This window comes from Clostridium sp. 1001283B150210_160208_E6 (assembly GCF_015669365.1).
Classification (GTDB): domain Bacteria; phylum Bacillota; class Clostridia; order Clostridiales; family Clostridiaceae; genus Clostridium; species Clostridium paraputrificum.
The window spans coordinates 16,062-37,307 of record NZ_JADPAA010000010.1 but is presented as its reverse complement, the minus strand read 5'-3'; the positions used below and the strand labels follow the sequence as shown (position 1 = coordinate 37,307).

20 protein-coding genes are annotated in these 21,246 nt (G+C 27.8%); 7 read left to right on the top strand and 13 right to left on the bottom strand.

Annotation, left to right across the window (positions count from 1 at the left end; all coding sequences use genetic code 11):
• Positions 1-10: 10 nt before the first annotated feature.
• From I4V16_RS11335 to I4V16_RS11280, 12 genes are all read right to left on the bottom strand, one after another.
• Positions 11-1,519, bottom strand: coding sequence for a hypothetical protein (locus I4V16_RS11335; protein WP_195966739.1), 1,509 nt, complete (start codon positions 1,517-1,519; stop codon positions 11-13).
• A 16-nt stretch (positions 1,520-1,535) separates the two neighbouring features.
• Positions 1,536-3,284, bottom strand: a complete 1,749-nt coding sequence (locus tag I4V16_RS11330; RefSeq protein WP_195966738.1) for a hypothetical protein — start codon at positions 3,282-3,284, stop codon at positions 1,536-1,538.
• 29 nt (positions 3,285-3,313) lie between these two features.
• Positions 3,314-5,116 (bottom strand): hypothetical protein, encoded by a 1,803-nt coding sequence (locus I4V16_RS11325; protein ID WP_195966737.1) that lies wholly within the window; start codon positions 5,114-5,116, stop codon positions 3,314-3,316.
• Positions 5,117-5,130: 14 nt separating this feature from the next.
• Positions 5,131-6,042, bottom strand: coding sequence for a hypothetical protein (locus tag I4V16_RS11320; protein ID WP_195966736.1), 912 nt, complete (start codon positions 6,040-6,042; stop codon positions 5,131-5,133).
• Between the two features lie 143 nt (positions 6,043-6,185).
• A complete protein-coding gene (locus I4V16_RS11315; protein WP_195966735.1) occupies positions 6,186-6,629 on the bottom strand; it encodes a hypothetical protein in 444 nt (147 codons plus the stop codon).
• A gap of 17 nt (positions 6,630-6,646) precedes the next feature.
• A complete protein-coding gene (locus I4V16_RS11310) occupies positions 6,647-7,870 on the bottom strand; it encodes a hypothetical protein (RefSeq protein WP_195966734.1) in 1,224 nt (407 codons plus the stop codon).
• 23 nt (positions 7,871-7,893) lie between these two features.
• Positions 7,894-8,058, bottom strand: a complete 165-nt coding sequence (locus I4V16_RS11305) for a hypothetical protein (RefSeq protein WP_195618551.1) — start codon at positions 8,056-8,058, stop codon at positions 7,894-7,896.
• A gap of 839 nt (positions 8,059-8,897) precedes the next feature.
• Positions 8,898-9,101: a hypothetical protein gene (locus I4V16_RS11300; RefSeq protein WP_195966733.1), complete on the bottom strand. Its 204-nt coding sequence runs from the start codon at positions 9,099-9,101 to the stop codon at positions 8,898-8,900.
• Positions 9,102-9,466: 365 nt separating this feature from the next.
• Positions 9,467-12,352 carry a hypothetical protein gene (locus tag I4V16_RS11295; RefSeq protein ID WP_195966732.1) on the bottom strand — a complete coding sequence of 962 codons (2,886 nt, stop codon included), beginning with the start codon at positions 12,350-12,352 and terminating at the stop codon, positions 9,467-9,469.
• A 33-nt stretch (positions 12,353-12,385) separates the two neighbouring features.
• Complete coding sequence (locus I4V16_RS11290; protein ID WP_195966731.1) at positions 12,386-12,637, bottom strand: hypothetical protein; 252 nt, start codon at positions 12,635-12,637, stop codon at positions 12,386-12,388.
• Between the two features lie 347 nt (positions 12,638-12,984).
• Entirely contained in the window at positions 12,985-14,019 is a 1,035-nt protein-coding gene (locus tag I4V16_RS11285) for a replication initiation protein (RefSeq protein WP_195966730.1), read from the bottom strand.
• Between the two features lie 314 nt (positions 14,020-14,333).
• On the bottom strand, positions 14,334-14,978 hold the full coding sequence (locus I4V16_RS11280) for a MerR family transcriptional regulator (protein ID WP_195966729.1): 645 nt from the start codon (positions 14,976-14,978) through the stop codon (positions 14,334-14,336).
• Between the two features lie 482 nt (positions 14,979-15,460).
• On the opposite strand from I4V16_RS11280, the gene I4V16_RS11275 reads away from it, so the two are divergent.
• Both I4V16_RS11275 and I4V16_RS11270 read left to right on the top strand, forming a co-directional pair.
• Positions 15,461-15,724 (top strand): hypothetical protein, encoded by a 264-nt coding sequence (locus I4V16_RS11275; RefSeq protein ID WP_195966728.1) that lies wholly within the window; start codon positions 15,461-15,463, stop codon positions 15,722-15,724.
• Between the two features lie 14 nt (positions 15,725-15,738).
• Positions 15,739-16,803 carry a hypothetical protein gene (locus I4V16_RS11270; protein ID WP_195966727.1) on the top strand — a complete coding sequence of 355 codons (1,065 nt, stop codon included), beginning with the start codon at positions 15,739-15,741 and terminating at the stop codon, positions 16,801-16,803.
• Positions 16,804-16,842: 39 nt separating this feature from the next.
• On the opposite strand, the gene I4V16_RS11265 is transcribed toward I4V16_RS11270, so the two are convergent.
• Positions 16,843-17,376: a restriction endonuclease gene (locus I4V16_RS11265; RefSeq protein ID WP_195966726.1), complete on the bottom strand. Its 534-nt coding sequence runs from the start codon at positions 17,374-17,376 to the stop codon at positions 16,843-16,845.
• An 82-nt stretch (positions 17,377-17,458) separates the two neighbouring features.
• On the opposite strand from I4V16_RS11265, the gene I4V16_RS11260 reads away from it, so the two are divergent.
• The 5 genes from I4V16_RS11260 (at position 17,459) to I4V16_RS11240 (ending at position 21,131) form a co-directional block, all read left to right on the top strand.
• On the top strand, positions 17,459-17,728 hold the full coding sequence (locus I4V16_RS11260) for a hypothetical protein (protein ID WP_195966725.1): 270 nt from the start codon (positions 17,459-17,461) through the stop codon (positions 17,726-17,728).
• The gene (locus I4V16_RS17660; RefSeq protein ID WP_195966724.1) at positions 17,728-19,440 is read left to right on the top strand and encodes an FtsK/SpoIIIE domain-containing protein; all 1,713 of its coding nucleotides are present in this window, start codon (positions 17,728-17,730) and stop codon (positions 19,438-19,440) included. The genes I4V16_RS11260 and I4V16_RS17660 overlap by 1 nt, the downstream gene beginning before the upstream one ends.
• Before the next feature lie 2 nt (positions 19,441-19,442).
• Positions 19,443-20,057, top strand: coding sequence for a hypothetical protein (locus I4V16_RS11250; protein ID WP_195966723.1), 615 nt, complete (start codon positions 19,443-19,445; stop codon positions 20,055-20,057).
• 105 nt (positions 20,058-20,162) lie between these two features.
• A complete protein-coding gene (locus I4V16_RS11245) occupies positions 20,163-20,519 on the top strand; it encodes a hypothetical protein (protein WP_195966722.1) in 357 nt (118 codons plus the stop codon).
• Between the two features lie 12 nt (positions 20,520-20,531).
• Positions 20,532-21,131: a hypothetical protein gene (locus tag I4V16_RS11240; protein WP_195966721.1), complete on the top strand. Its 600-nt coding sequence runs from the start codon at positions 20,532-20,534 to the stop codon at positions 21,129-21,131.
• Positions 21,132-21,246 lie beyond the last annotated feature (115 nt).

The window sequence follows — 21,246 nt, the reverse complement described above, 5'->3', positions numbered from 1 at the left end:
ATTCCTCCTTCTATCTTCTTTTATTGTTTGAAAGCATATCCAAAATTGAATTGCCACTCGAACCGTTGTATTCATATTCTTCTGTTGAATTTAAATCAGTAGATACTTCTATATTTTCTTCTGACGTTTCAACGTTTTCTTCAGATGTTTCTGCTTGTTTTTGAGAATTTGCTTTAATTACTTCTTCAGCAATGCATTTTAAAACTTCATCCTCATTTAATTCAGAAATAGCTTTTTGAAGCCTTTCGCTTGTCTCTATAAATTCTTCAGTTATATATCCACTCGAAATAGCTGTCTTCTTTAGTTCTTCTTTCTTTTCAGCAATTTCTTGCTTTGCTTGTTCTGCTTGAATTTCTTCTATTTGATTTTTAAATACTTCTAAAGCAGAAATAGTCTTATCTCTTTCTGATATTATTGCTTCGTTAGCCTTAATAGTCTCGCCAAGCTTCACAATATCACTTACTTTTTCAGATAGTTCAGTTTGAACTCCTTTTAATTGTTCCTTTAGTTCAGAAACATTAACTTGAGATTCTTTTGGTACAAACACCATTTTTACTTCCTCTTTTGATACAACAGATATATCTCCATTGTCATCAATTGAATATGAAACTTTTAAAAAGTCTTCATCTAGAGATTTATCTCCACATCTTTTTAGATAAGCTATATTCTCTGTAGGATAAACTAATTCTAAGTAATACCACTCTGTACAGTCTTCTTTTTCAAGTTCCCATACAATATTTCTTAATTTTTTAGAAATATCATTCATTGTCAATGCCGATACTTCTATTTCCTTGTTTTCTTCTGCCATTTCTTCTCCTCCTTTTTTATTTAATTTATTTTCTTCTGATTGTTGTTCAGATAAAATACTTTGTCTATCAATATCAATAGCTTGTGATAATTCATCGACTTCTTCTTCAGCTACTTGTAAATCAGTAACTTTTGAACAATCATAAGCAGGATTAACAATTGAACCATCAACAGGTCTTCGACCTAACAAGCAATGTCCAATATAGTAGCCTTCATTTATAATATCTACACTCTGTCCATTTTCAATAGATTTTGTTGAGTCAGTAATACATAATTCCCAACTACTAGACAAAGGTTCGTTATTAGCTACTTTATTAAGAATTACATTTTTAGCATTTTCAAACCTACCCCACATCAGAGCTTGTGCCGTAATATAATCTTTTCCGTCTATATTTTTTACTTCTGCATTTAAAAAAGTACCTATAGCATCAGTATCTAAAATAGTTTTTGTGTTTAACTTTCCATCTTCTAAAACATATTTTGTCTTCTTATTATGGCTCGTAAAATCAAACTCATCAGTATTTGCAATTTTAGAAACCCTTCCTACAAGTGGTTGATTGATTAATGTAGGCAACCAATTATTTATTGTATCCTTATTAATCTTTTTTCCATTTTTATTAGTTTCAAAGTCACATATTATAAAATCCAACAAAAGATTACCATGATTATCTTCGGAAACTTCTATCTGTTTAGATAAAATAACTTCATTCATCTTAATCACCACCCTTCTATACTTTTACAGCCTTGTCTTTGTTTTGTTTATCAATAATTGCCTTATCCTGATCTTTAGATTTTTCAGAACCATTACTATTTTTCTCACCGTTATTATCCTTGGTGATAATATTATCTTCCTTACCTGATATAGTAAACGAAGTAGGATGACTTACAAATACATTATCTAATCCCTTAGTTCCATCACCATTGTCAATTTCATTCTCGTACTTTCTTCTTTCTAATTCTTCATCAAAATTGATATCAAGCAATTCAAATGAAGTTTTATATGAGGCTCCAATCTTTGAATATAAAGCATCAAATAATCTTAATCTTGTTTCATAATCAAGTAACAATGTACTTTGTATTTCTATCTTAGGCGAGTATTCTACGGGATATCCATTTTCAATACACACATCTTTATAAAACTTGTTTATTATAGGTTCTAATTGTTTTGTTATCTTATTAATGCTTTTTAATAAATCCTCATACGATAACTTAACAGTGTTAACTCCACTTTTGCTTTCATTTGTAATAAAAGATATTCCTAGTGCATTAAGAACTCTATTTCTATTAGATAAAACAGTTTCATTGCTAGTTAAATCTGTCTTAGGTTCTAATATTTCTAAGTTTTCAACAAATGGAGTCCCTGTGTATATAACTACATCATCACTCATAGCTTTTAATAAACTAGCTTGTGAATATCCAACTGCGTTTAAATCAAATGATTTACCATCTTGACTTATCATTTCTTTACGCATTTTTTGGAAGAATACCTTTTTAGCTTTAGCATTCAAATTCTTTCTATCTACATTATCAATAGTTTCAAGTGTTAGCAATGGAGGCAATGCTTTAAACATAGGAGTAACCCCATATGGTTTACCGAAATTATTTATTCTTACCACGCCTATATTTTTAGGATTTAAATACACATATCTATCACCAAGTTTATACGCTTGGTAAACTTCATCAGGATAATCTCTTTTTATCTCCTTATCTATAGCTAGGTCTATACTTACCTTTTGTTTATATTTCATTTTTCCATATTTCTTCATACTTGTAGTTAATTTTGTTTTTAATTCTTGAACATTAAATACAACCAAAGGTTCTCCATTTACGTTCCTGTCAGTTATTTCAACTACCTTTAATGGGTACTTTACTATTCCATAACCTTTGTCTTTATTGCCTTTTTTATAGAATATATAGTTACCTTCTGTATATGTAGTCATAACTGAATTGATTATTAATTTCTCAATGTCTATTTGTTCATTAAAATTGTCAATTACCAATTTTAAATCTTGCTTTAATTTACTCTCTTGTTTCTTGCTTTTTTTATCAATTTTAACAACTGGATAATTAACCTTAAACTTTGTATTTATGTTATTCTCAATTATCTCAACTGTTTTACCTATAAGATCATCTTTATTTATGTTGTACTTAACCAATCCATTAATCTTAAAAACCTTATCTATATCATTTTGAGTATTTTTAGCTAAGTTACTTAGTTCACTAGAAGTAGTGATATAGGTATTGCTTTCCTTATCTAATAACTGGTCATATAATTCATTCATTTTTCTATTCTGATTACTTGCTAAATTAACAAAGTCAGCAAATTGACTATCTAAACTATTTTTATTTATTTCACTCACAATATAATTTCCATCTATATTAGATAAAAGCATACATTCGCCTTTTTTGATTACAGGCAATTTAGCATCAATAGTATTATTGTTATTTTTTTGTTGAGTTTTCTTTTTTTTAGGCACTATATCACCTCCTATATATTTAATTTACTCTATAAAGTTATACCTTGCACAAACATCGGTGCTTGTGTCCAATCTATCTCGCTATCATTTCTACTCGTTAATCCTATTTCTAATTCTTGTATAAACAAGTTAGCCATAGCAGAAGTTACGTATTTATCCTTCATTCCATTAGATGGTTCAGTTAATTTAATTTTTCCACCTTGTATAAATTCTTTGTTTAGGTTAATCATTTCATTTAATGTTAAATCTGAATACATATAAGGTGCTTCTAATCTAACTTTTTCTTCAATAGTAGAAGTTTCATATTCTTTTTTATCGCCTAAGTATAAATCTTTACAATTCATATGACTAACAAGCATTTTGTACTTCCCATCTCTCATAGCTCCTAACATAGTAGTATGCATTTGATGGTTATTATCAGCACTTCCTATAAACGCCCACATAATAGGGGTAGCATTAGGATTTTTACATCTGTTAGCCAAGTCTTCGTTGTTAAAAACTTTTATAGGCACATATTCTTTGTCTCTTTCTTCATCGTATAGTATTTTCGCCATTGAATCCACAATACTTGTTCCATAAGTACGTCCATCGAACACAAAATAATCAGCATTAAAGTCTTCTAATATCTGCCTTACCCTAATAGCTTGTGTGTCAGAATCAGTACCTTCAAAAGCTTCTGTATAAACTTCATTTCTATCATATTTTTCTCTATTAGGTAATGCTCTGATGCACTTAATAACAGTTAAGTCATTCTTTACTTTTTTGGTAGATTTCGACATAGCTATATCCATAGCTACTATCCTAATTTCTCCTGATTGTTTTTTTATATCTCCAAACCTATTCTTTTTGTTGTCATGGTATTCATCAAGTGTTTTTGGATACCATGCTTTTTGTATTTTCTGACAACTAGATACTAAATCGTATGTATAATATTGATTTTCACTTCCACCTGCCATAAGGTTTAAATATTCCATATCATATGTTACAGAATCAAATTTCTTCTTTTCTTTTAACATCTGCGCTCTACTTCTTATTCCATGTTTAACTGATAAAGCATAATCTGTAGCGAAACAAATAGCAGTTCCTTCATACATATCCCTAACTGAATCTTTTATGGTTTTCCACATCCAATGAGATTTCCAAAATGCAGAACTTAAATATATTTCTCTAGGTTCTTCTTGTAAATGTGCATATTCAGGTTTCATAGTATATGGAGTTGGTCTTAATATTTCCATAGGAGAGAATACAGCATCTATAATTTCTTTTTTACATTGTCTAAACTCATCAGTAATTAAAACTGTACTTCTTGCCCCTCTCGCATCATCGTTACAAGCGGTAACAACAAATGTACTTCCATTGTGGAAGATTACTTCAATTGCATTTTGATTGGTTTGAACTTTCTTTATTTCTCTATTCAGATTAGGACTCATATTCCTCAATTCTTTTTCTATTTTTTCAGTTATTAATAAACCTGCCGTCTTTTTAAGTTTTGCAGTGGCAACAACCTTACTTCCGGGGTATAACACACAAACAGCACAAGCATATAAACTTGTAATAAATGATTTTGCTATAGCTCTTGCACATATCAATACAACTGTTGGGGCTAAATTCATAAGATACAACATTATGATTTGATAAAAATGTAGCTTTATCCCAAAATAATGTAATACAAATCTATGGATATTTCTTCTGTAGAATGTAACCCAATCAATAATGTTTTCTTCAAACTTCTTATCAAGGTCTTCTTTTTTTGTGATTTGCATAGGTCTTTTTGTCATATCATTACTATTTTTATTGTTTTGACGACTATTTTTAAAGTTAGTAATACCCATATAACATCACCTCTTTATAAGTCATCTTCTTCTATTTCCTCATCAAATTCTATATTTTGAAATTCTTTATCAAAATCTCTACTACCTGTAAGCAAATTCTTCATAGGTCTTAATACGAATCTTTCAAAATATTCTTTTATACCATCGTAATCTTCATATAAACTCTTATCTTGAAAATACTCTGCCGGTCTATTTTGTTCTATATCCTTTATCCATACACCAAATATCTTTGCTGAATCAGTTTCATTGACTGCTGACATTGTTCTTGGTGTTAGATTAGAATTATCCATTAAAGTCAAAAGACCTTTCTCTAACTTTTCTGTACTATCTCCTTTAGACCTTGCATTCCTTATTTCTAATTCTTTAATACATATCATTTGCACTAGTCTTTGAACTGATAATTTACTACAATCATTATGAGTAGTCCAATCCATATAGTCGTCTTCTAACCATTGCAACTCCTCATCTGTAAAAGATCTTCCCCATCTTTTAACAACTTCTTTATCTATAACCGAAGTATTTTCCTTTATTACTTCCACATCTATACTATCGCTACTATCAAAATCATCACCTGCACCATTTACGCCACCTAAACTATTTAATTTAGTCATGTATATTTGCCATATAAGAGTATCTTTATTATTTTTTTCTAATTCACTCATTGCACCATTAAATGATGCTAAATTAAAGCATATTCCTAAAGCTCTACACATATAATAAATTGCTAAATGTTCATTTTTATATTTTGAATAGTATTTATCATATACACCCCCAATACAGGTTTTACATATAGGAACTTTACCTATGGCTTGATATATATATGATTTACTCATGTAAAACTCTCTATCAGACTTATCCTTGCCACAACAAGTACAAACCAACTTTGGTTTATCAGTTTTGCTTGTGGTTTTCTTTGCACTTGCCACTATTCTCACCCTCTTTTAATTTTTTCATTTTTATATTCAAACTACCTATTTTCTAAATAAGCACTATAAAATACAAAAAGACTAGGAGAATTAACCCCTAGTCAACTTAAATCACTATAAAATCACACTTTTATATATTTAATTTATTCTATATGTAATAAATCTCTTAAATCTTCTAGTGCTTGGTTATATCCTTCTTGAAAACCAACTTCAAAACATTCACATTCACAAGAATCTTCATCTGATATTGCAATTGCTATATTTTCTGAATAAATCTTATCCATATCTACTAAATCTTCTATTTCATCTTCTATTACAACTAAATCAGCACCATCCATGCCTTTAGCAGTACCATTATCAAATAAATAGTTCTCTAGTATGTAAATATAACCTTCCCCTGTTAGTATTTGAGATATAATAACAGCAACACTATTATTTATTTCTTCTATAACCTCAAATTCTTCCATTTCTTCAAATACTCTACCATCATCAAGCAAAGCTAAAACTACCTCATAAGCTGTATCTTTTGATAATATAAAGTCTACATCTTCTGAACCTTCCATTAAATCTAATATTAAATCTTTCATATTTTTCTCCCTTATTCTTAATTTATTTGCAAATTAACATCTCTAATATATTCAATTTCACCTTTATTAATAAGCATGAGCATTTGACTTGCATGAGTTAAACACTGAACCTTATCTACGCTATAAGGATTATATCCAAATAAACATCCTATAGTTATAACATAAGTTCCATTATTTTGGCTTGTTATATTAAAATTATGGTCATGTCCTTTAATTAAAATATCATATCTTTCCTCATTCATACTAACTTCTGCGTCATAAAACTTCTTTGAATTCCTAGGACTTTTATCTCCATGCTTTAACTTTATTTTCTTTCCTTGAAGATAAAAAACACAACAATCTTCTTTGTAATCACCTTCGCAAACTCTAACTCTATCATTCTTAGCTTTTTCAAACCATCTTTTTAAATTTCTATTTATGACAAGAATATTATTATCACCTTCTATATTGGCGTCTTTATCACCATTACCTCTTTGATGATTACCGCCAACTGAATATAAGTCAACATTAACTTCAAGTTCTGAAATGCTAGTTATAAAGTTATACATTAATTCTTCTGCCATAACAATTTGTTCATTAGAGTTGAACTCACAGGTATATGATTGGTTTTTTCTCATGTAAACACCTTCAGTTAAATCACCTGCTTGTAATACAATTACTTTTTTTACATTGTTTTTACGAACTTCTTTATGTATTTCTGATAATAGCTTACTCAATCTCTTTTCTGCTATTTTATAATTGTATGAATTGCCTTTATAGTTATCTATAACATAACCTACATGCCAATCACTCACACCAACTACAAGAACGTTATCTGACTCCTCAGTTATCACCTCATAGTTTAATCTATTAAAATTTTCAACTTCATTATCTATGTAATCTTTAATGTCTTCGGCTATTTCAACATTTTTAATAAGATCTCTTTTTATTCTCCCTAATTGATTTGTCTTATTTTTTACTATTTGCTTTTTAACATCTAATTCTCCAATAGCTTCAGTTATCTCGCTAAGTTTACTTTTTACTTCTTTCTTACCTTTTAAGGCTTCAATTGCGTCTAAATAACCTATAGAATAATTTTTATATATTCCACGTAAATAACTTTCTTGAAAATTAGTTTCTAGTTCACCATTAATTATTTCAGCAACTTCTTTATTAGTTAAACTTAACTTAACCCTATTGTCATAACATCTATATATGTATTGCTCTCTAGTTTCACCTTCTCTAATCCTTAACTCTTCCATATAATCTCCCTCACTTATATATACTAGTTTTTAATTTGTTCTAATCCACACCTTGGACATTCAACAGCAATTAATCCACTTACTTTTATATCAGTTACATATAATTTTTCTCTTAACTCTTCTTCTGAAGCATGATAATTGCAATTTTCACATATAAACCAAGTATTGTTTTTGTTTTTCTTACCCATTATTATCTCTCCCTTAATTTTAAGCATAAAAATAAGCCTAGTTTTACAACTAGACTATAAATGTATCAGTAGGATTAACCTACTGGCATGTGGCGTTACGCCTTCCGTATTCTACCCATCACCATTTTTCATCAAGACTTTGGACTTGCATTGGTTGGTTTAATAGACAGTCCATACAAAAGGATGAAGTTACGCTTGTAACCCATTTCCAAAAGTAGAACTGAATCTTTTTAGTTGGTAGCATCCTCACGCCCTACTACCTTTCTCCTTGTACTTCGGAGTTTTAAAGAGGAAACCATTTTAGCATAATATAAAGGGGTAAAATCCTAAATATCATAGGCTTGTCGGGACTCACATAATATAATGCACCTTCTCCACTCGTGAGAAGTATCTTTGAATTATAATGCCCGATTTACTAGCAAGGAGCGAATCACTTGCCTAAATCCAAGCACTATGTAAAATGGTCAGTTAGTCTCACTACCGACAGTTTCGAGTATTCTCAACTCTTACTTCACTGTTATGATTGATTTTAACATTAAACAATTCTAATTTAGACAACTATAGAGATATATTTAATTTCTGCTTAAAATCAACCTTTTATTAATTGTCAAATCCCATTTTAAGGTATCTGCAATTCTTTTGTTAACATCCCACTTTGTCAAGGCACGTAAGAGATTCACGTTAAATTGTAGCTTTGTTTACCTATATGTAACTCTTAGCCCTAGCCTATTAATCATATTAGGCTTATTCATATTTCGTAGCAACTCCTTACTACAATTACTATAATATACCATTCTAAATACAATGTCAAGCATTATATTTAATTTATGTTATAAAAATTATAAAGCTGTTTCAACCTTCTTTTTAATAGTTAATTCAACATCTGTACCATCAAAACCTCTGATAAATTGTGATACATCTATTTCATTTCCATCTGATTCTAATATTATTGATCCATTTTCTATATCTTCTGCATTTAAAATTCCACTTAACTTTACTTCATCTGTAATTATTCTAACATTATTCTTTGCTTTTCCTGCCATTTTAATTGACACTCCATTCTAAATAATATACTTCTCCAAAAAAGGTGCAATTAAGCACCCTTATGGAGAGTTAAAAGGGGAGAATTATGAATTTATATCAACACTAAAAAGTGAGGATAGCGTATTAAAGGTACGCAGGGGGATACGCACCTTATAAAACATAGATTTACGACCATCTCAGTCATAATAAGCAGTTATATTGTCTTGCTTAGGACTAATTTAACTATTGACTTGAATATATAAATAATATATAATATAATTGGTTGTTTATACATTCAATTTGTAGAAAGTTAAAAAGTGACTCTAAGCGTTGATATTACTTGCCTAGAGTCACTTACAAAAAATATATTGAATTTTAATAATGCTTACAAATGGCTTGGTTGTGCCATTTGTAGCACGTTAGCAAATCGAACATTATTCATTCTTACTCTTGCTTTTTCTCTATCTATTTTCTTTGAACATTTTTCACAATATTCTCTTTTCCCGTTAGTTTGCTTTACCCTTTTACCACAATTCTTACACATGATATATCCATTGTCTAAGGGACTTTTAATATTTTTCTTTAAATTTTCATATATAGTTTCACCAAATATATCAAATAAAAATGCCTTCTTGTTATTTCTATTTGATGAATATATATAAGCTATAACCATATCAACTCCTTCAACTTTAGATATTTTTAACTTATTACACTCATTTATAAAATGTTGTTCTACTTGTTTGTTTATAGATAAAAATGTATCCATTATATCAAAATCATTTTCCTTTGATCTTACTATGCATTCCTTTTTCTTATTTTCTAATTCTTTATACACATCTATTAACTCATCGTTTATATCTATATTAGGATTATTCATAAGCATAGTGTATCTAAATCTACCAACACTTTTAAAATTATAATTATTTTGTTTGATACTCTCTATATTTTTACAAATTCTATTGACTGTACTGTTATTCATAGGAGCAACATCTTCTTTATGTTTGTCTTTTGCAAATCTAAAGAAATACGGTAGCTTACCATTTGACTTTTTCATTTTTTCATTTACATCTTCAGGTACATTTGGTACTAGTAATGTTTTAGCTCCATCTATAGTAAAGTTATTTAATGCTGTTATCTGCTTTATAACTGTTAAATCTGCATTTTTTCCATCATTAACTATATCATTATCATTCCACATTACTGTAAGTTTATTTGAAAATTTGCCTATGTTATTAAATTTAAAAGCTTTTGTTAAACTCTCATATATATTCTGTTCATTTATTATCTGTGGATTAGCCTTACCCATTTCATAATACAAAGGAACTATATTTAACATATTTCTCTTAGCTACATTTATAAGTATTTCATCTGCTATAACAAGCCCTCTATCACCATCATTATCAAATTGAAGTATTTTACTAATTAAATCATGTGATGACGTATAAACACCATCTGTTATAAACCATTCTTTAGTTTCATCTGATAAAATATTATCTCTAACAGCGTGTTCTCTATATAAATGAGGACTTCTATTGACTAATAATTCTTTACACCCATTAAACAATCTGCATGATACAGAATTGTTTTGTAATATTCCTTTAGGCGTTTCAATATGTAAAAATATATTTTGAAGCCATGCAAATACATCAGGTAACAGAAATGTATAAGTTGCATTAATTTTAAATTTACCGTATTTAGCTTCTTTTTTTCTAGCATTTAATTGACTAGCTAATTCTTCTTTTACATGATAATCCCTTAATAACTCAGGATATATTTCAAGACACTTTTGAAAATAACTCTTATTAATATTATCTTTATTTGCACCTAACATTTGTAACATTGTATCCCTATCTGAATACCCCTTTGTTATAAATTCATCAACCTCATCGGTAAAGTGTTTTATTTCATCATCTGTAATATCTAATAACGTTTGCCACATCTGATAATTAAAACATGCTTTTCTAAACTGAGATGTATTTGGTTCTAAGTTACACATGTTTGCCTTACAGTTGTATTCTTTAAAATATTTTTTATATTCATCCCAACTATTATAATATTTATACATTTTAAATTGAGATTTGCTAAATATATATCTGATATTGTCTTGTTTTAGATCCCATTCTTTTCCGTATATATCTTTAATTTTATAATTACTGTTATTGTATTTATCACAAAATTTAATATAATCAACTGGTGTCATTAAACCTTTTACCCAAGGTAATCTAATCATAAAATTTTTTCTACTTACAGAAGGTAATATCATACCACAACCATCAGAATGAGGTATAGGAACTTGCATATTTTTTCTAGTGACTTCAAAAGTTTTATTATCAATATAATCAACTTGACCTTCCACTAATGTTTCAAAATCATCTACAACTATTGATTCATCTATATTAAATCCTTCTATTTCATCAGTAGCACTATTACATAATGCTAAATACGCTAAAAACTTATTTATATTACAGCCACACTCTTTACTTGTGTTTATTTTATTGATTGTTAAACCACACATTAGCGTTTTTTCATATTTATTCCACTTACTTTTCTCTATAAAGATTACCTTTTTTGTTCTTATCTGTCCTGCTGATGCTGTAAACACTTTATACTCTTTTGTATTCCCATGTTCATCTTTATATTTAAATCCATTGTTGATTATTTGTTCTAATATTGCATAATGGTATATCCTTACAACTACTAAATCAGTTATTATCTCATCAGGTTTTATATTCATAGCTCTGCTTAATGAGTTTTCAAATAACGTTATTCTATTATATTGAGTTAATGCCTTTGGATTTAAATTTCTCACACTATTTTTTGAGCGTTTTACTTCATTTGTAAATTCAATATTTATATCCTTTAATTTCTGTTTTAATTTTTTATAGTCTTCATTGTCTGCTACAATTGATGATATATCTTTATTTAATTTATTTTGAAATATGGATATCTCCTTTTCTTTTTCTTGCTTTGTTCTAAAATCAGCAATCTTATCTATCTTTACATTATATTTCAACCAAGCTTTTAATTTATTTAACTCTATAATCTCATCTTGTGTTTTATTGTTTTTATGTAATAACTCACTTTTTCTTAAAAAATTGTTTTTATATGTGCTAAAATCAATTTCAGCATTTTTGAATTTCTTATACATCTCAAATTCTTCGTATGCTTTCATTTCATTTTTTATTTTTAACTTCTCTTTATTTATCTCGTTTTCCTTATCCGTATAGAAAGCTTTTGTGTCTACACTATATATTGAAAATTGTTTATCCATTTAATCCCCCTATTTTATATTTAATATATGTTATTATACTATACTAATTGATATTCCATCAGATTCTATGGTATAATCAAAGTCGTGGTCAACTTGTTCTCTAAGTAAATCAACCACATTTGTTGCAAGATGAGCTTTTATTTCGTTTTCGGTGTAATCCTCATCTTGTAACTCCCATTTATTTAATTTAATATGTAACTCATTTCCTATTATTCTAGTCTCTATCTTTAATTGCTCCTCAATTTCTGATAAAGCCCCTCCTAGTTGTCTAAAATCTTCCATCATTTTCCCATTCCTTTCGTACTATTTATTTACTATTTTATTATTATGCATTTAAAAGCCGTTTAAAGGCGATTTAAGAGGTTTTATTTTTAGGCATATAAGTTATCGTCTAAATATATAAAACCGTTTCTAGGGGCAAATAAACGCTCTAAAACACATAAATTTATATTATATGTTATTTAACTGCTTATTATTCCAATTTATACAATCATTTGACCACTCCTTTACCTTAAAATTATTGTTTTAGTGATTAATTAGTTATATTTAATTTATGTTATTAACCACTATCTATAATATACTAGAAATCAAATGCTATGTCAAATTTTTCTATAAAAAAATACAAGCACGAATTAATCATGCTTGTGTAATTTAGATTCATCATATTCTAAGTATCCTAAAGCCATTTCTTCTATAGCATCGTGATCATATTGTCTTCCTTCAAAATTGTTAAATCCACTTCCAAATTTAAGTTGTTCTTGCTTTTCATTATTCCAAGGGTTTTTTAAAGCGGATAATATTAAGGCTATAAATGGAATATCTTTTCTATGTTTATGATACCTCATTACTTTATCTACTTCTGTTTTAAAATATTCAATCTTATCATCACATTTAGCTTCTTCTAGTGCCTTTAGTATCTTTTTTGCATCAGAAACTCCGTTAATCAAGGCACCAACTGAATTTAGTATATATTCAACAGTCATTTGTGTACATTTTGACTGAATCTTATTTTTGGACTTAATATATGATTTTATATGAGTAACCTTTTTTCCTGTTTTAAAAGTTTCATACTCAAAGTTTATATCAGTTTTATTGTTTATTTCTTCATATGCTTTTTTTAACACCGAACTTTCAAATCTAGCAAAATTATTACATGACTTAGGACATTCTAATTTAACAATAAGATCTTCTATTTTATCATATCTCCACTCTGTATCTTCAAATGATTTAAGGAAATAGTAAAATCTTTGGCTATATGAAGACTTCATATTCATAGTATACTTTATATCATAATATATTTTTTTCTTTACTTCATATAAAACCTTTTTAAATTCTATATCTATCTTTACATCAATTTCACCTTTTCTTGGCTTGTAATGTATTTTACTAAACCAAGGGAAATATACTTCTTCTTTTGTGTTTTTATCCACTAATCTAAAGCCTTTACCTTCAAAACTTTTAACAGCAGATTTTAAGTCCCTATAAATATTAGATGCCCCACCTTCCATCAATGGTTCAAATTTATCTACATTCAACGTATATTTTACATTGTCATCATCTGTTATTTCAGTTAATAACATATCTATTATAACATTTTGTTTATTAGTTAAAGAATATCTTGCTTCAATAATATTATCTGACCTCATGGCTAACTTATTATCTTCCATATTTTTCTCCTATACACAAATGACTGTTTTTTATTAATATACATAAATGAATGTTGCTATTATACATAAATGAATGTTTTTTAAGCTTATTATACACTTTTGAATGTTTTTAAATATACATAAAAGACTGTTATTTTCATTCATTTGTGTACAATAAATTTTTATTTTGCATTCATTTATGTATAGAAAACATTCATTTATGTACATTTAAAATCTTGTAGACAAGTTATTTCAATGCTTTCCAAGGTTCTACTAATTATACTATATTAATATACTAAATATAATAATATTATTAAATTATACATTAATGAATGTTATTTACCTAATAATCTACTTAAAAAACCTTTTTTATTATTATATTCTTCTTTTCTTTCTTCTAGTTTAGCATTAAGATTGCTAACCATATCCATAGTTTTAAAAGTTGCTTCTCTTTCTTTTTGTTGTTCCTTTATAAATTCTTCTTTAAATTCATTAAATTTATCATCTACTATCTCATCTACTGTTAAAGCTACTTCGTTTTTAATCTTTTCAATAACAAGTTTATTATTTTCTTCTTGGTATTGAACAAACCTACTTAAGAACTCTGCTAGTTGTTTCTGATTTTCTACAGCTATTGCTGATGCTAATGCTTGATAACCCAAGGGATCTTTTGGATCTACTAATCCACTGTTAAAATCTCCATATTGAAATCCATGTTTACTTATAATATCTGCTATTTGTTTATGACTCATACCTTTATTTCTATGCATTTCTTTAATAAACCTAAATTGGTCTACACTAGCTTCAGTATAAACAAATCTTCCATTGATTTTCTTTATATAAAGATAGTCTTCGTATGATTCAGCCCAAGTTCTTATTGTCGAAGGTGGTTCGTCAATTCTTTTGCCTAATTGAACGGCATTTATTATACATTCATTATCTTCAGGTACATTATGAAAGTTTACATCGGTGAAACTCATAAAATCACTCCTTGTTTTTTTACAATACTTATATTATATCACATTAATAAATATTTAGTATAACATTATTTAACTTTTATTAATATTAATATTAGTTGTATTTTACTTTATATCTATATTGGTTTATATAAACTTAGTTTTAATATATAATATACTTAATTTGAGTTTAATTTAAATGTTTAATGCTTTAAGTTTACTTTACTTTAATACTATATCATATATTTGTCATAAATAAATCACATATTATTCATATTATTATCATAAATGGTTCAAATGTTTATCATATATTTATCAAGTATTTGTCACAACTTTATCAGAAAGTGGATAATATATGATTAAGATATGATAAAAGATTGATATACTACTGATAAAGATATGATTAATATATGAATCATGTTAGAGTAAAATATGATAAAAAAGTGGTTGCATTTTGATAAACTTCTGCATATAATATGAATATAATGGTACAGGAGGTAACAACTATGAACACTTTGAACAATAATGCTTTCAAAATCCTTACTGTAGTTGGTAATAAAAAAGACAACATAGGATTATGCGAAGCAAGAGGAATAACTAAAGATTTAATTGTACAAAAAAGTGGATTCAGTTCTAGCACTGTAAATAGAGCAATAAAAGTATTATTAGAACATGAGTTTATAGCAGAAGCAATTATGCAAGTTAATAAAAAAGCTTATTATGTTACTCAAAAAGGTATAAACAGAATAAAAGAAATTAATAAAATTTAAGGAGAGTGTAAATTATGGAACGTAGTCAAGTATTAGTAGCAGGTTTAGGTCAATGTGGTTGTATTCTTGCAAATGGGATGAAAAAGAAAAATGGAAGGTATACCCCTATATTTATAAACTCATCAAGGGGAGATTTAAAAGGATTAACATTTGCTAACGATGTAAATACATTTATATATGGGGGAGCAGACGGAAGTGGTAGAGATAGAGATAAAGCAGAAGGATTTATTTTAAATGACCAACTAAGATTAGCTTCTTTTATTAAAAAGTATCTACAATTCAATTATATGACTGTATTTTTCTCCACTGATGGAGGAACAGGTTCAGGAACAATAAAAGAATATGTAAAAACAGTAAAAAAGATATCTCCTAGCATGGTAGTAAATTTAGTAGGTGTATTACCAAATTTAAAAGAAGATATGTTACAATTAAAAAATGCATTATCTTGTTTAGCTGATTTAAGTGAAATAGCTGAATTAGTAAATGATATTAAGTTTATAAATAATAATAAAGGTACTAATTATGAAGATATAAATAGACGTGCCATTGCTGATATAGATGCTGAATATGGATTACTTGCACATAGTTCAATAGGAAGCATAGATGAGAACAACCTTGATAATGTATGTACTAGCAAAGGTTATGGGGTGGTTCTAAATATGCCTACTAATTATAATGATGTATCTGAAGCATTTGTAGTAGCTAGAGAAAATAGCGTTTTTTCAATACCTAATGACTTAACTTGTACTTATGGTGCTGTTTGTGTAAAAGAATCTGATTACAATATTGATTTATTAACACAATCGTTATCTGCTGATGAAACAATTTATAAATCTTACAATTTAAAAAATAATATTATTTGTCTTGGTGGTTGCGAAATGCCATATGATGAAATAAATGATATTGAAAATGAGTTAAATGAAAGAGAAATGCATAGAAGATCATCAAATAGAAATAGAGGATTCAATTTTAAAACAAATATAGTTAAAAAAGAAAAGGTTAATACTACTAATCAAGCATATGATGTAATAGATGATGATGATTTAGATGCTTTATTTAATCCTGAAAATATTTTATAATTTGTAAACAAGCCCTTACTTGAATAGTAGGGGCTTTTGTCATACCCTTTGATATAACCAATTTAACACATATCTAGTATTTAATTTGCACATTTCTAGTAAATCATTCATGTAATATCTTTCAATTTCAACTGCTTTACAACTATCAATAGTGTTTATAGCTTCTTTACTATATCCCGAAGTAGTAATAAAAATAGCTTTGTCTATATTGTCTACGGTACATGATCCTATTAACTTCATAATCAATGGATTGGATACTAAATTCCTAGGAGAATAGTGCTTACATTCTACATACACCTTACCTTTATCCGTTCTCAGTATTATATCTTTACCTCCATCACCAGTCTTTGATGTTAAATCATTTTTAACCCCTTTTAGACCGAATAGCATTGAACAAAATTCTTCAAACTGGAAACCATCTAGTTTCCATATAAGTTTTTCTATCTGTTTTAAGTTCTCTTTGGTTTCACTTTTTTCACGTTCTGCTGAATTTAATGCATCTTGCGTTGCTGATATATTTCCTAACCATAACATTAAGGCAAACCCACCTAGCAAACACACTATAATAAACATTAAAAAATTCACCTTCTTTTAGCAACTTTTTGGTACATGCTACATACATTAAAGTATAACCAAATTTAAAGTGAGGTATTCAATGAAAAAGAATAAGGATTTAACAAAATTTAACGGATTTATGATAAAAGCTGTAGGCTTAGAATCTATGGTATTAATTTATAAACTATATGACATCTACTTAGGTGGAAGGATGAATTTAGGTGGTTCAGTACCTTCTTGGTTTGTATTTTTAATATTATTAGTGCCAATTAGCCCCCTTATAGGTAAGGCTCTTAAAAGTACAGATAAAGGAATATCAGATGATAGTGATATAGCTGAATTAATTAATGAACTAAAAGGAGAAAAGTAGTGGGAGAGTTTATTAGTTCTATAAGAGAAGTTATTAAAGAGTCTAAAATAGAAAAAGCTATTAAGAATAAATGGGATATTTTTATGAAAACAAAATACAATATATCACCAACTGATAAGAATGTATCAGCAAAGGAATTTAAACTGTTTGAAATTCAAGAAATTTATATTAAAAAGTATGGATTTGATGCAGTAATAAGCATACCTTATAGCAAGGATATTACTGAGTTTAGAAGTTTAATTCCTGCTATAAGTGCTATTTATAGAGCAGAAATAATAGCTGAATTAACTAGTACAAATTCTGCAATTTATATGAGAGTACACATATTAGAATTACCAATAGATGAATTAGATAAGATTAAGTTTAAATGGTATATGAGGTTATTTGATAATAAACAAAGAAATAGTTTAGGACAAACATATCAACTACATGATGCTTCACCCATTTACCATCCAACTAGAAAAGAGAATGGGAAGAAAATCACTTTAGGATATAGATTTAATTTAGATATTCCTAATGAATTGAATTACAACACACTAAATAACCAAGTAGTTGATTTAAATAGAGTATATAGGAATTGCTTACTCACATATGATAATGACACTGGATTAAGTAATATTGAAATCTTAAATACTAAGCTATCTGATGACGAAAAATACGAACCTATTAAGGTCAAACCTTGGGAATTATATATGGGTATGACACATGCTTTTAAGCCTATAATATTAGATTTTAGCAAATCAGCAAACTTATTCTTAGGTGGTACAACAGGATCAGGTAAGACAGTTGCATTAATAATGGCTTTAACCAATTTATTAATTTTTAATGATGAAAATAAGATTAATTTATTTATTACCATGCTATCAGATAAACAAGACCTTAAGATGTTTAAGAAGTGCAAACAAACAAAACACTATGCTAATACATTGGATTTGGCAAAAGCACAATTAAACTATTTATCTAAGGAGGTAGCACGTAGAAATAAGCTGTTTGATGAAGCTGACGAAGATGGAGGAATAGTTAATATTTATGAATATAACAAAGTATCCAAAAAGAAGTTGCCATTATTATATTTTATATTAGATGAAGTAGCTAGTTTTGCTGTTAATGGAAGTGAAGGTGGAGATGATACTCATACTAAAGAGGAAGTTATAGCAGATAAAGAATATTGTAATGCTTTATTATGGAAATTAGCGAGAGAAGGAAGAAGTGCGGGAGTGTATTGTTGCCTTTGTTCTCAAAGAGGTTCACTGACTAATATATCAGGAGATATTAAAGGAATGTTAAGTAATACAGTATGTTTCTTTTTCCCTAATATGCCAAGTGCTTTAACTATTTTAGGCGATGGAGATTTAGCTAAATTGGCTGTAAATCAACGTGAAACTAGAGAATTTATATTTAACGGAAATAAAATCAATTCAGGTAAAAGCCTTTATTTGAATAATGATATGGTTAAAGAGTTTTTAAAACCACTAAAACCAGCTAATCACAAATTATTGGAATTATCTAAAAGTGGCAAAGTTATGGATATAAAAGATGAAATTCAATCAAAAACTATTAAAAATAACGAAAACATCATAGAAAATGAACAAAATTTAAGTAAAAATACTAAAAAAGTAACGGTTTTTAATCCGAAAACACATAAATATGAGATTAAATATATAGAATCTGATGAAAAACCTAAAAGAAATAGTGGACGATTTAGGAGGTAGTTATGGCTAGAACGGATAAATTTAAAGGAATACTAAAGTTTGTAGACGAATGGGGTTTTATAACCACTAAAATATGTGCAAATATATTTTATAAAGATGCCACATATTCTTTAAATATGGCTCAAAGAACATTGAAAAAGTTAGTTGATAGGGGCTTTTTAGTTGTTAATTCCTTAAGAGAGGGTAAAGAGGGCATATATCAATATAAAAAAGAAGTTGTGAGTGATCATAGATATTTTTTATTAAATCTTTACAGTGAAATATATAAATATGCTGATGATGTTATATATTTTAAAACTGAAGAATATTGGTCAGTGTCTAAAAAGAGAAGTGATGCACATATCATATTTTGCACTAATGAAAATGGGAATATGATACCCCACAGTTATCTTATTGAGTTTGATAAATTTAGTAAAACTGGCTCTAATAAATATGACTTAATATACAAAACTAACGAGGTACAAGAGTGGTATTTAAATAACTATGGAATGGAGTTATTCCCTGATGTACTATTGATTAATCCTTTGGCTAAAGAAACTATTATTAGTGGTCACGAATATAAAGTTGTAGCCATTAATTATGATTTTGATGAATTATTACAGAAGGTAATTTTATGACATATGCACTATATATGGGTACTTAAATTATTAGAATGTAAAAAGTACCCCTCCCTTACATATCAACTAAAGATATGACTAGTAGCAATGAAAGAAGGAGAGTGTATGTTATTTTATACAAGAGATGGAGATTTATTATGTGCCATTAAAAATATTAATGGAAGGATTAAACTTTTAGATGCTTCAGAAGGTAATTTATATTTAAATGAATATAGAAATTATAACGATGGTGACTATTACGCTATTTATTTTGATGAACCAAATGATCAAGCTTATGTAATAGATAGTAGAACACTTGATAAGTATAATTTTCTAAAAGATGACTTTATAAAAATATTCCCAATAGACGGCATAGAAAATACAAATCCATTTGATGCAATCAGAGAAGCAATAGAGTACGTACCTATTATGGGAATATATTATTGCCTTTACAAGCATAATGAATTTTCAAGTATAAACTAAGGAGGAATTAATATGAAAGCTAAAGCAAAGAAGTCTAGTTTATTACCTTTTATAGTTGTTAGTGGAATAGGAATGGTATTTATAATTTATTATAGTACATTGACTAAACCATTAGAGAAGATATTAGCATTAATGATAGCTACTGCTTGTTGTCTTCCTTTTATCTTTAAGTTTATTAGTATGATGATTGGTGTTTTTGCTAATCAGCTTAAAGAAAACGATAAGAATTCTATATATACAAAAAAGGTAGATGCTAATGGAAATTTAATACTTAAATCTGACTATTATAAAAAGGAGAATAAAGTAGACAATAAACCCAAAGAAGAAGTTAATGTTAAAAGAAAGCCCAAAGTAGTAACTACAGAAGGATATGAAGAATTAAGAAATGTACTAACAGCATCTAGTAAGAATAAATTACTAGAAAGAGAAACTATATTAGAGTTTAAATCTATACTTAGAACTAAACTAGGTACACATTATGAGTGCTATACCAATATGAAATTTAACAATGATATGCACTTTATTTACACTTTAATTAAAAGTAGTAAGTTTACTACAGAAGACTACAAGGAAATGACAGAATGGATAAGTGAACATTTAAATATAAGTTGAGATTTTTAGTTTTAAACTATTAGCTCCTTATATTGATAAGTAAATATAGATTAGTTTGAGAATTTTAGCATTTGCTATTAGCTCCTGATTTATATTTACTTATATTTTAATTTTA

What these genes read in the sequence shown, in the direction of transcription:
- I4V16_RS11335 (WP_195966739.1), bottom strand. Translation starts at nt 1,519, where the DNA reads ATGAATGAAGTTATTTTATCTAAACAGATAGAAGTTTCCGAAGATAAT.
- I4V16_RS11325 (WP_195966737.1), bottom strand. Translation starts at nt 5,116, where the DNA reads ATGGGTATTACTAACTTTAAAAATAGTCGTCAAAACAATAAAAATAGT.
- I4V16_RS11315 (WP_195966735.1), bottom strand. Translation starts at nt 6,629, where the DNA reads ATGAAAGATTTAATATTAGATTTAATGGAAGGTTCAGAAGATGTAGAC.
- I4V16_RS11310 (WP_195966734.1), bottom strand. Translation starts at nt 7,870, where the DNA reads ATGGAAGAGTTAAGGATTAGAGAAGGTGAAACTAGAGAGCAATACATA.
- I4V16_RS11305 (WP_195618551.1), bottom strand. Translation starts at nt 8,058, where the DNA reads ATGGGTAAGAAAAACAAAAACAATACTTGGTTTATATGTGAAAATTGC.
- I4V16_RS11300 (WP_195966733.1), bottom strand. Translation starts at nt 9,101, where the DNA reads ATGGCAGGAAAAGCAAAGAATAATGTTAGAATAATTACAGATGAAGTA.
- I4V16_RS11295 (WP_195966732.1), bottom strand. Translation starts at nt 12,352, where the DNA reads ATGGATAAACAATTTTCAATATATAGTGTAGACACAAAAGCTTTCTAT.
- I4V16_RS11290 (WP_195966731.1), bottom strand. Translation starts at nt 12,637, where the DNA reads ATGATGGAAGATTTTAGACAACTAGGAGGGGCTTTATCAGAAATTGAG.
- I4V16_RS11285 (WP_195966730.1), bottom strand. Translation starts at nt 14,019, where the DNA reads ATGGAAGATAATAAGTTAGCCATGAGGTCAGATAATATTATTGAAGCA.
- I4V16_RS11280 (WP_195966729.1), bottom strand. Translation starts at nt 14,978, where the DNA reads ATGAGTTTCACCGATGTAAACTTTCATAATGTACCTGAAGATAATGAA.
- I4V16_RS11275 (WP_195966728.1), top strand. Translation starts at nt 15,461, where the DNA reads ATGAACACTTTGAACAATAATGCTTTCAAAATCCTTACTGTAGTTGGT.
- I4V16_RS11270 (WP_195966727.1), top strand. Translation starts at nt 15,739, where the DNA reads ATGGAACGTAGTCAAGTATTAGTAGCAGGTTTAGGTCAATGTGGTTGT.
- I4V16_RS11265 (WP_195966726.1), bottom strand. Translation starts at nt 17,376, where the DNA reads ATGTTTATTATAGTGTGTTTGCTAGGTGGGTTTGCCTTAATGTTATGG.
- I4V16_RS11260 (WP_195966725.1), top strand. Translation starts at nt 17,459, where the DNA reads ATGAAAAAGAATAAGGATTTAACAAAATTTAACGGATTTATGATAAAA.
- I4V16_RS11250 (WP_195966723.1), top strand. Translation starts at nt 19,443, where the DNA reads ATGGCTAGAACGGATAAATTTAAAGGAATACTAAAGTTTGTAGACGAA.
- I4V16_RS11245 (WP_195966722.1), top strand. Translation starts at nt 20,163, where the DNA reads ATGTTATTTTATACAAGAGATGGAGATTTATTATGTGCCATTAAAAAT.
- I4V16_RS11240 (WP_195966721.1), top strand. Translation starts at nt 20,532, where the DNA reads ATGAAAGCTAAAGCAAAGAAGTCTAGTTTATTACCTTTTATAGTTGTT.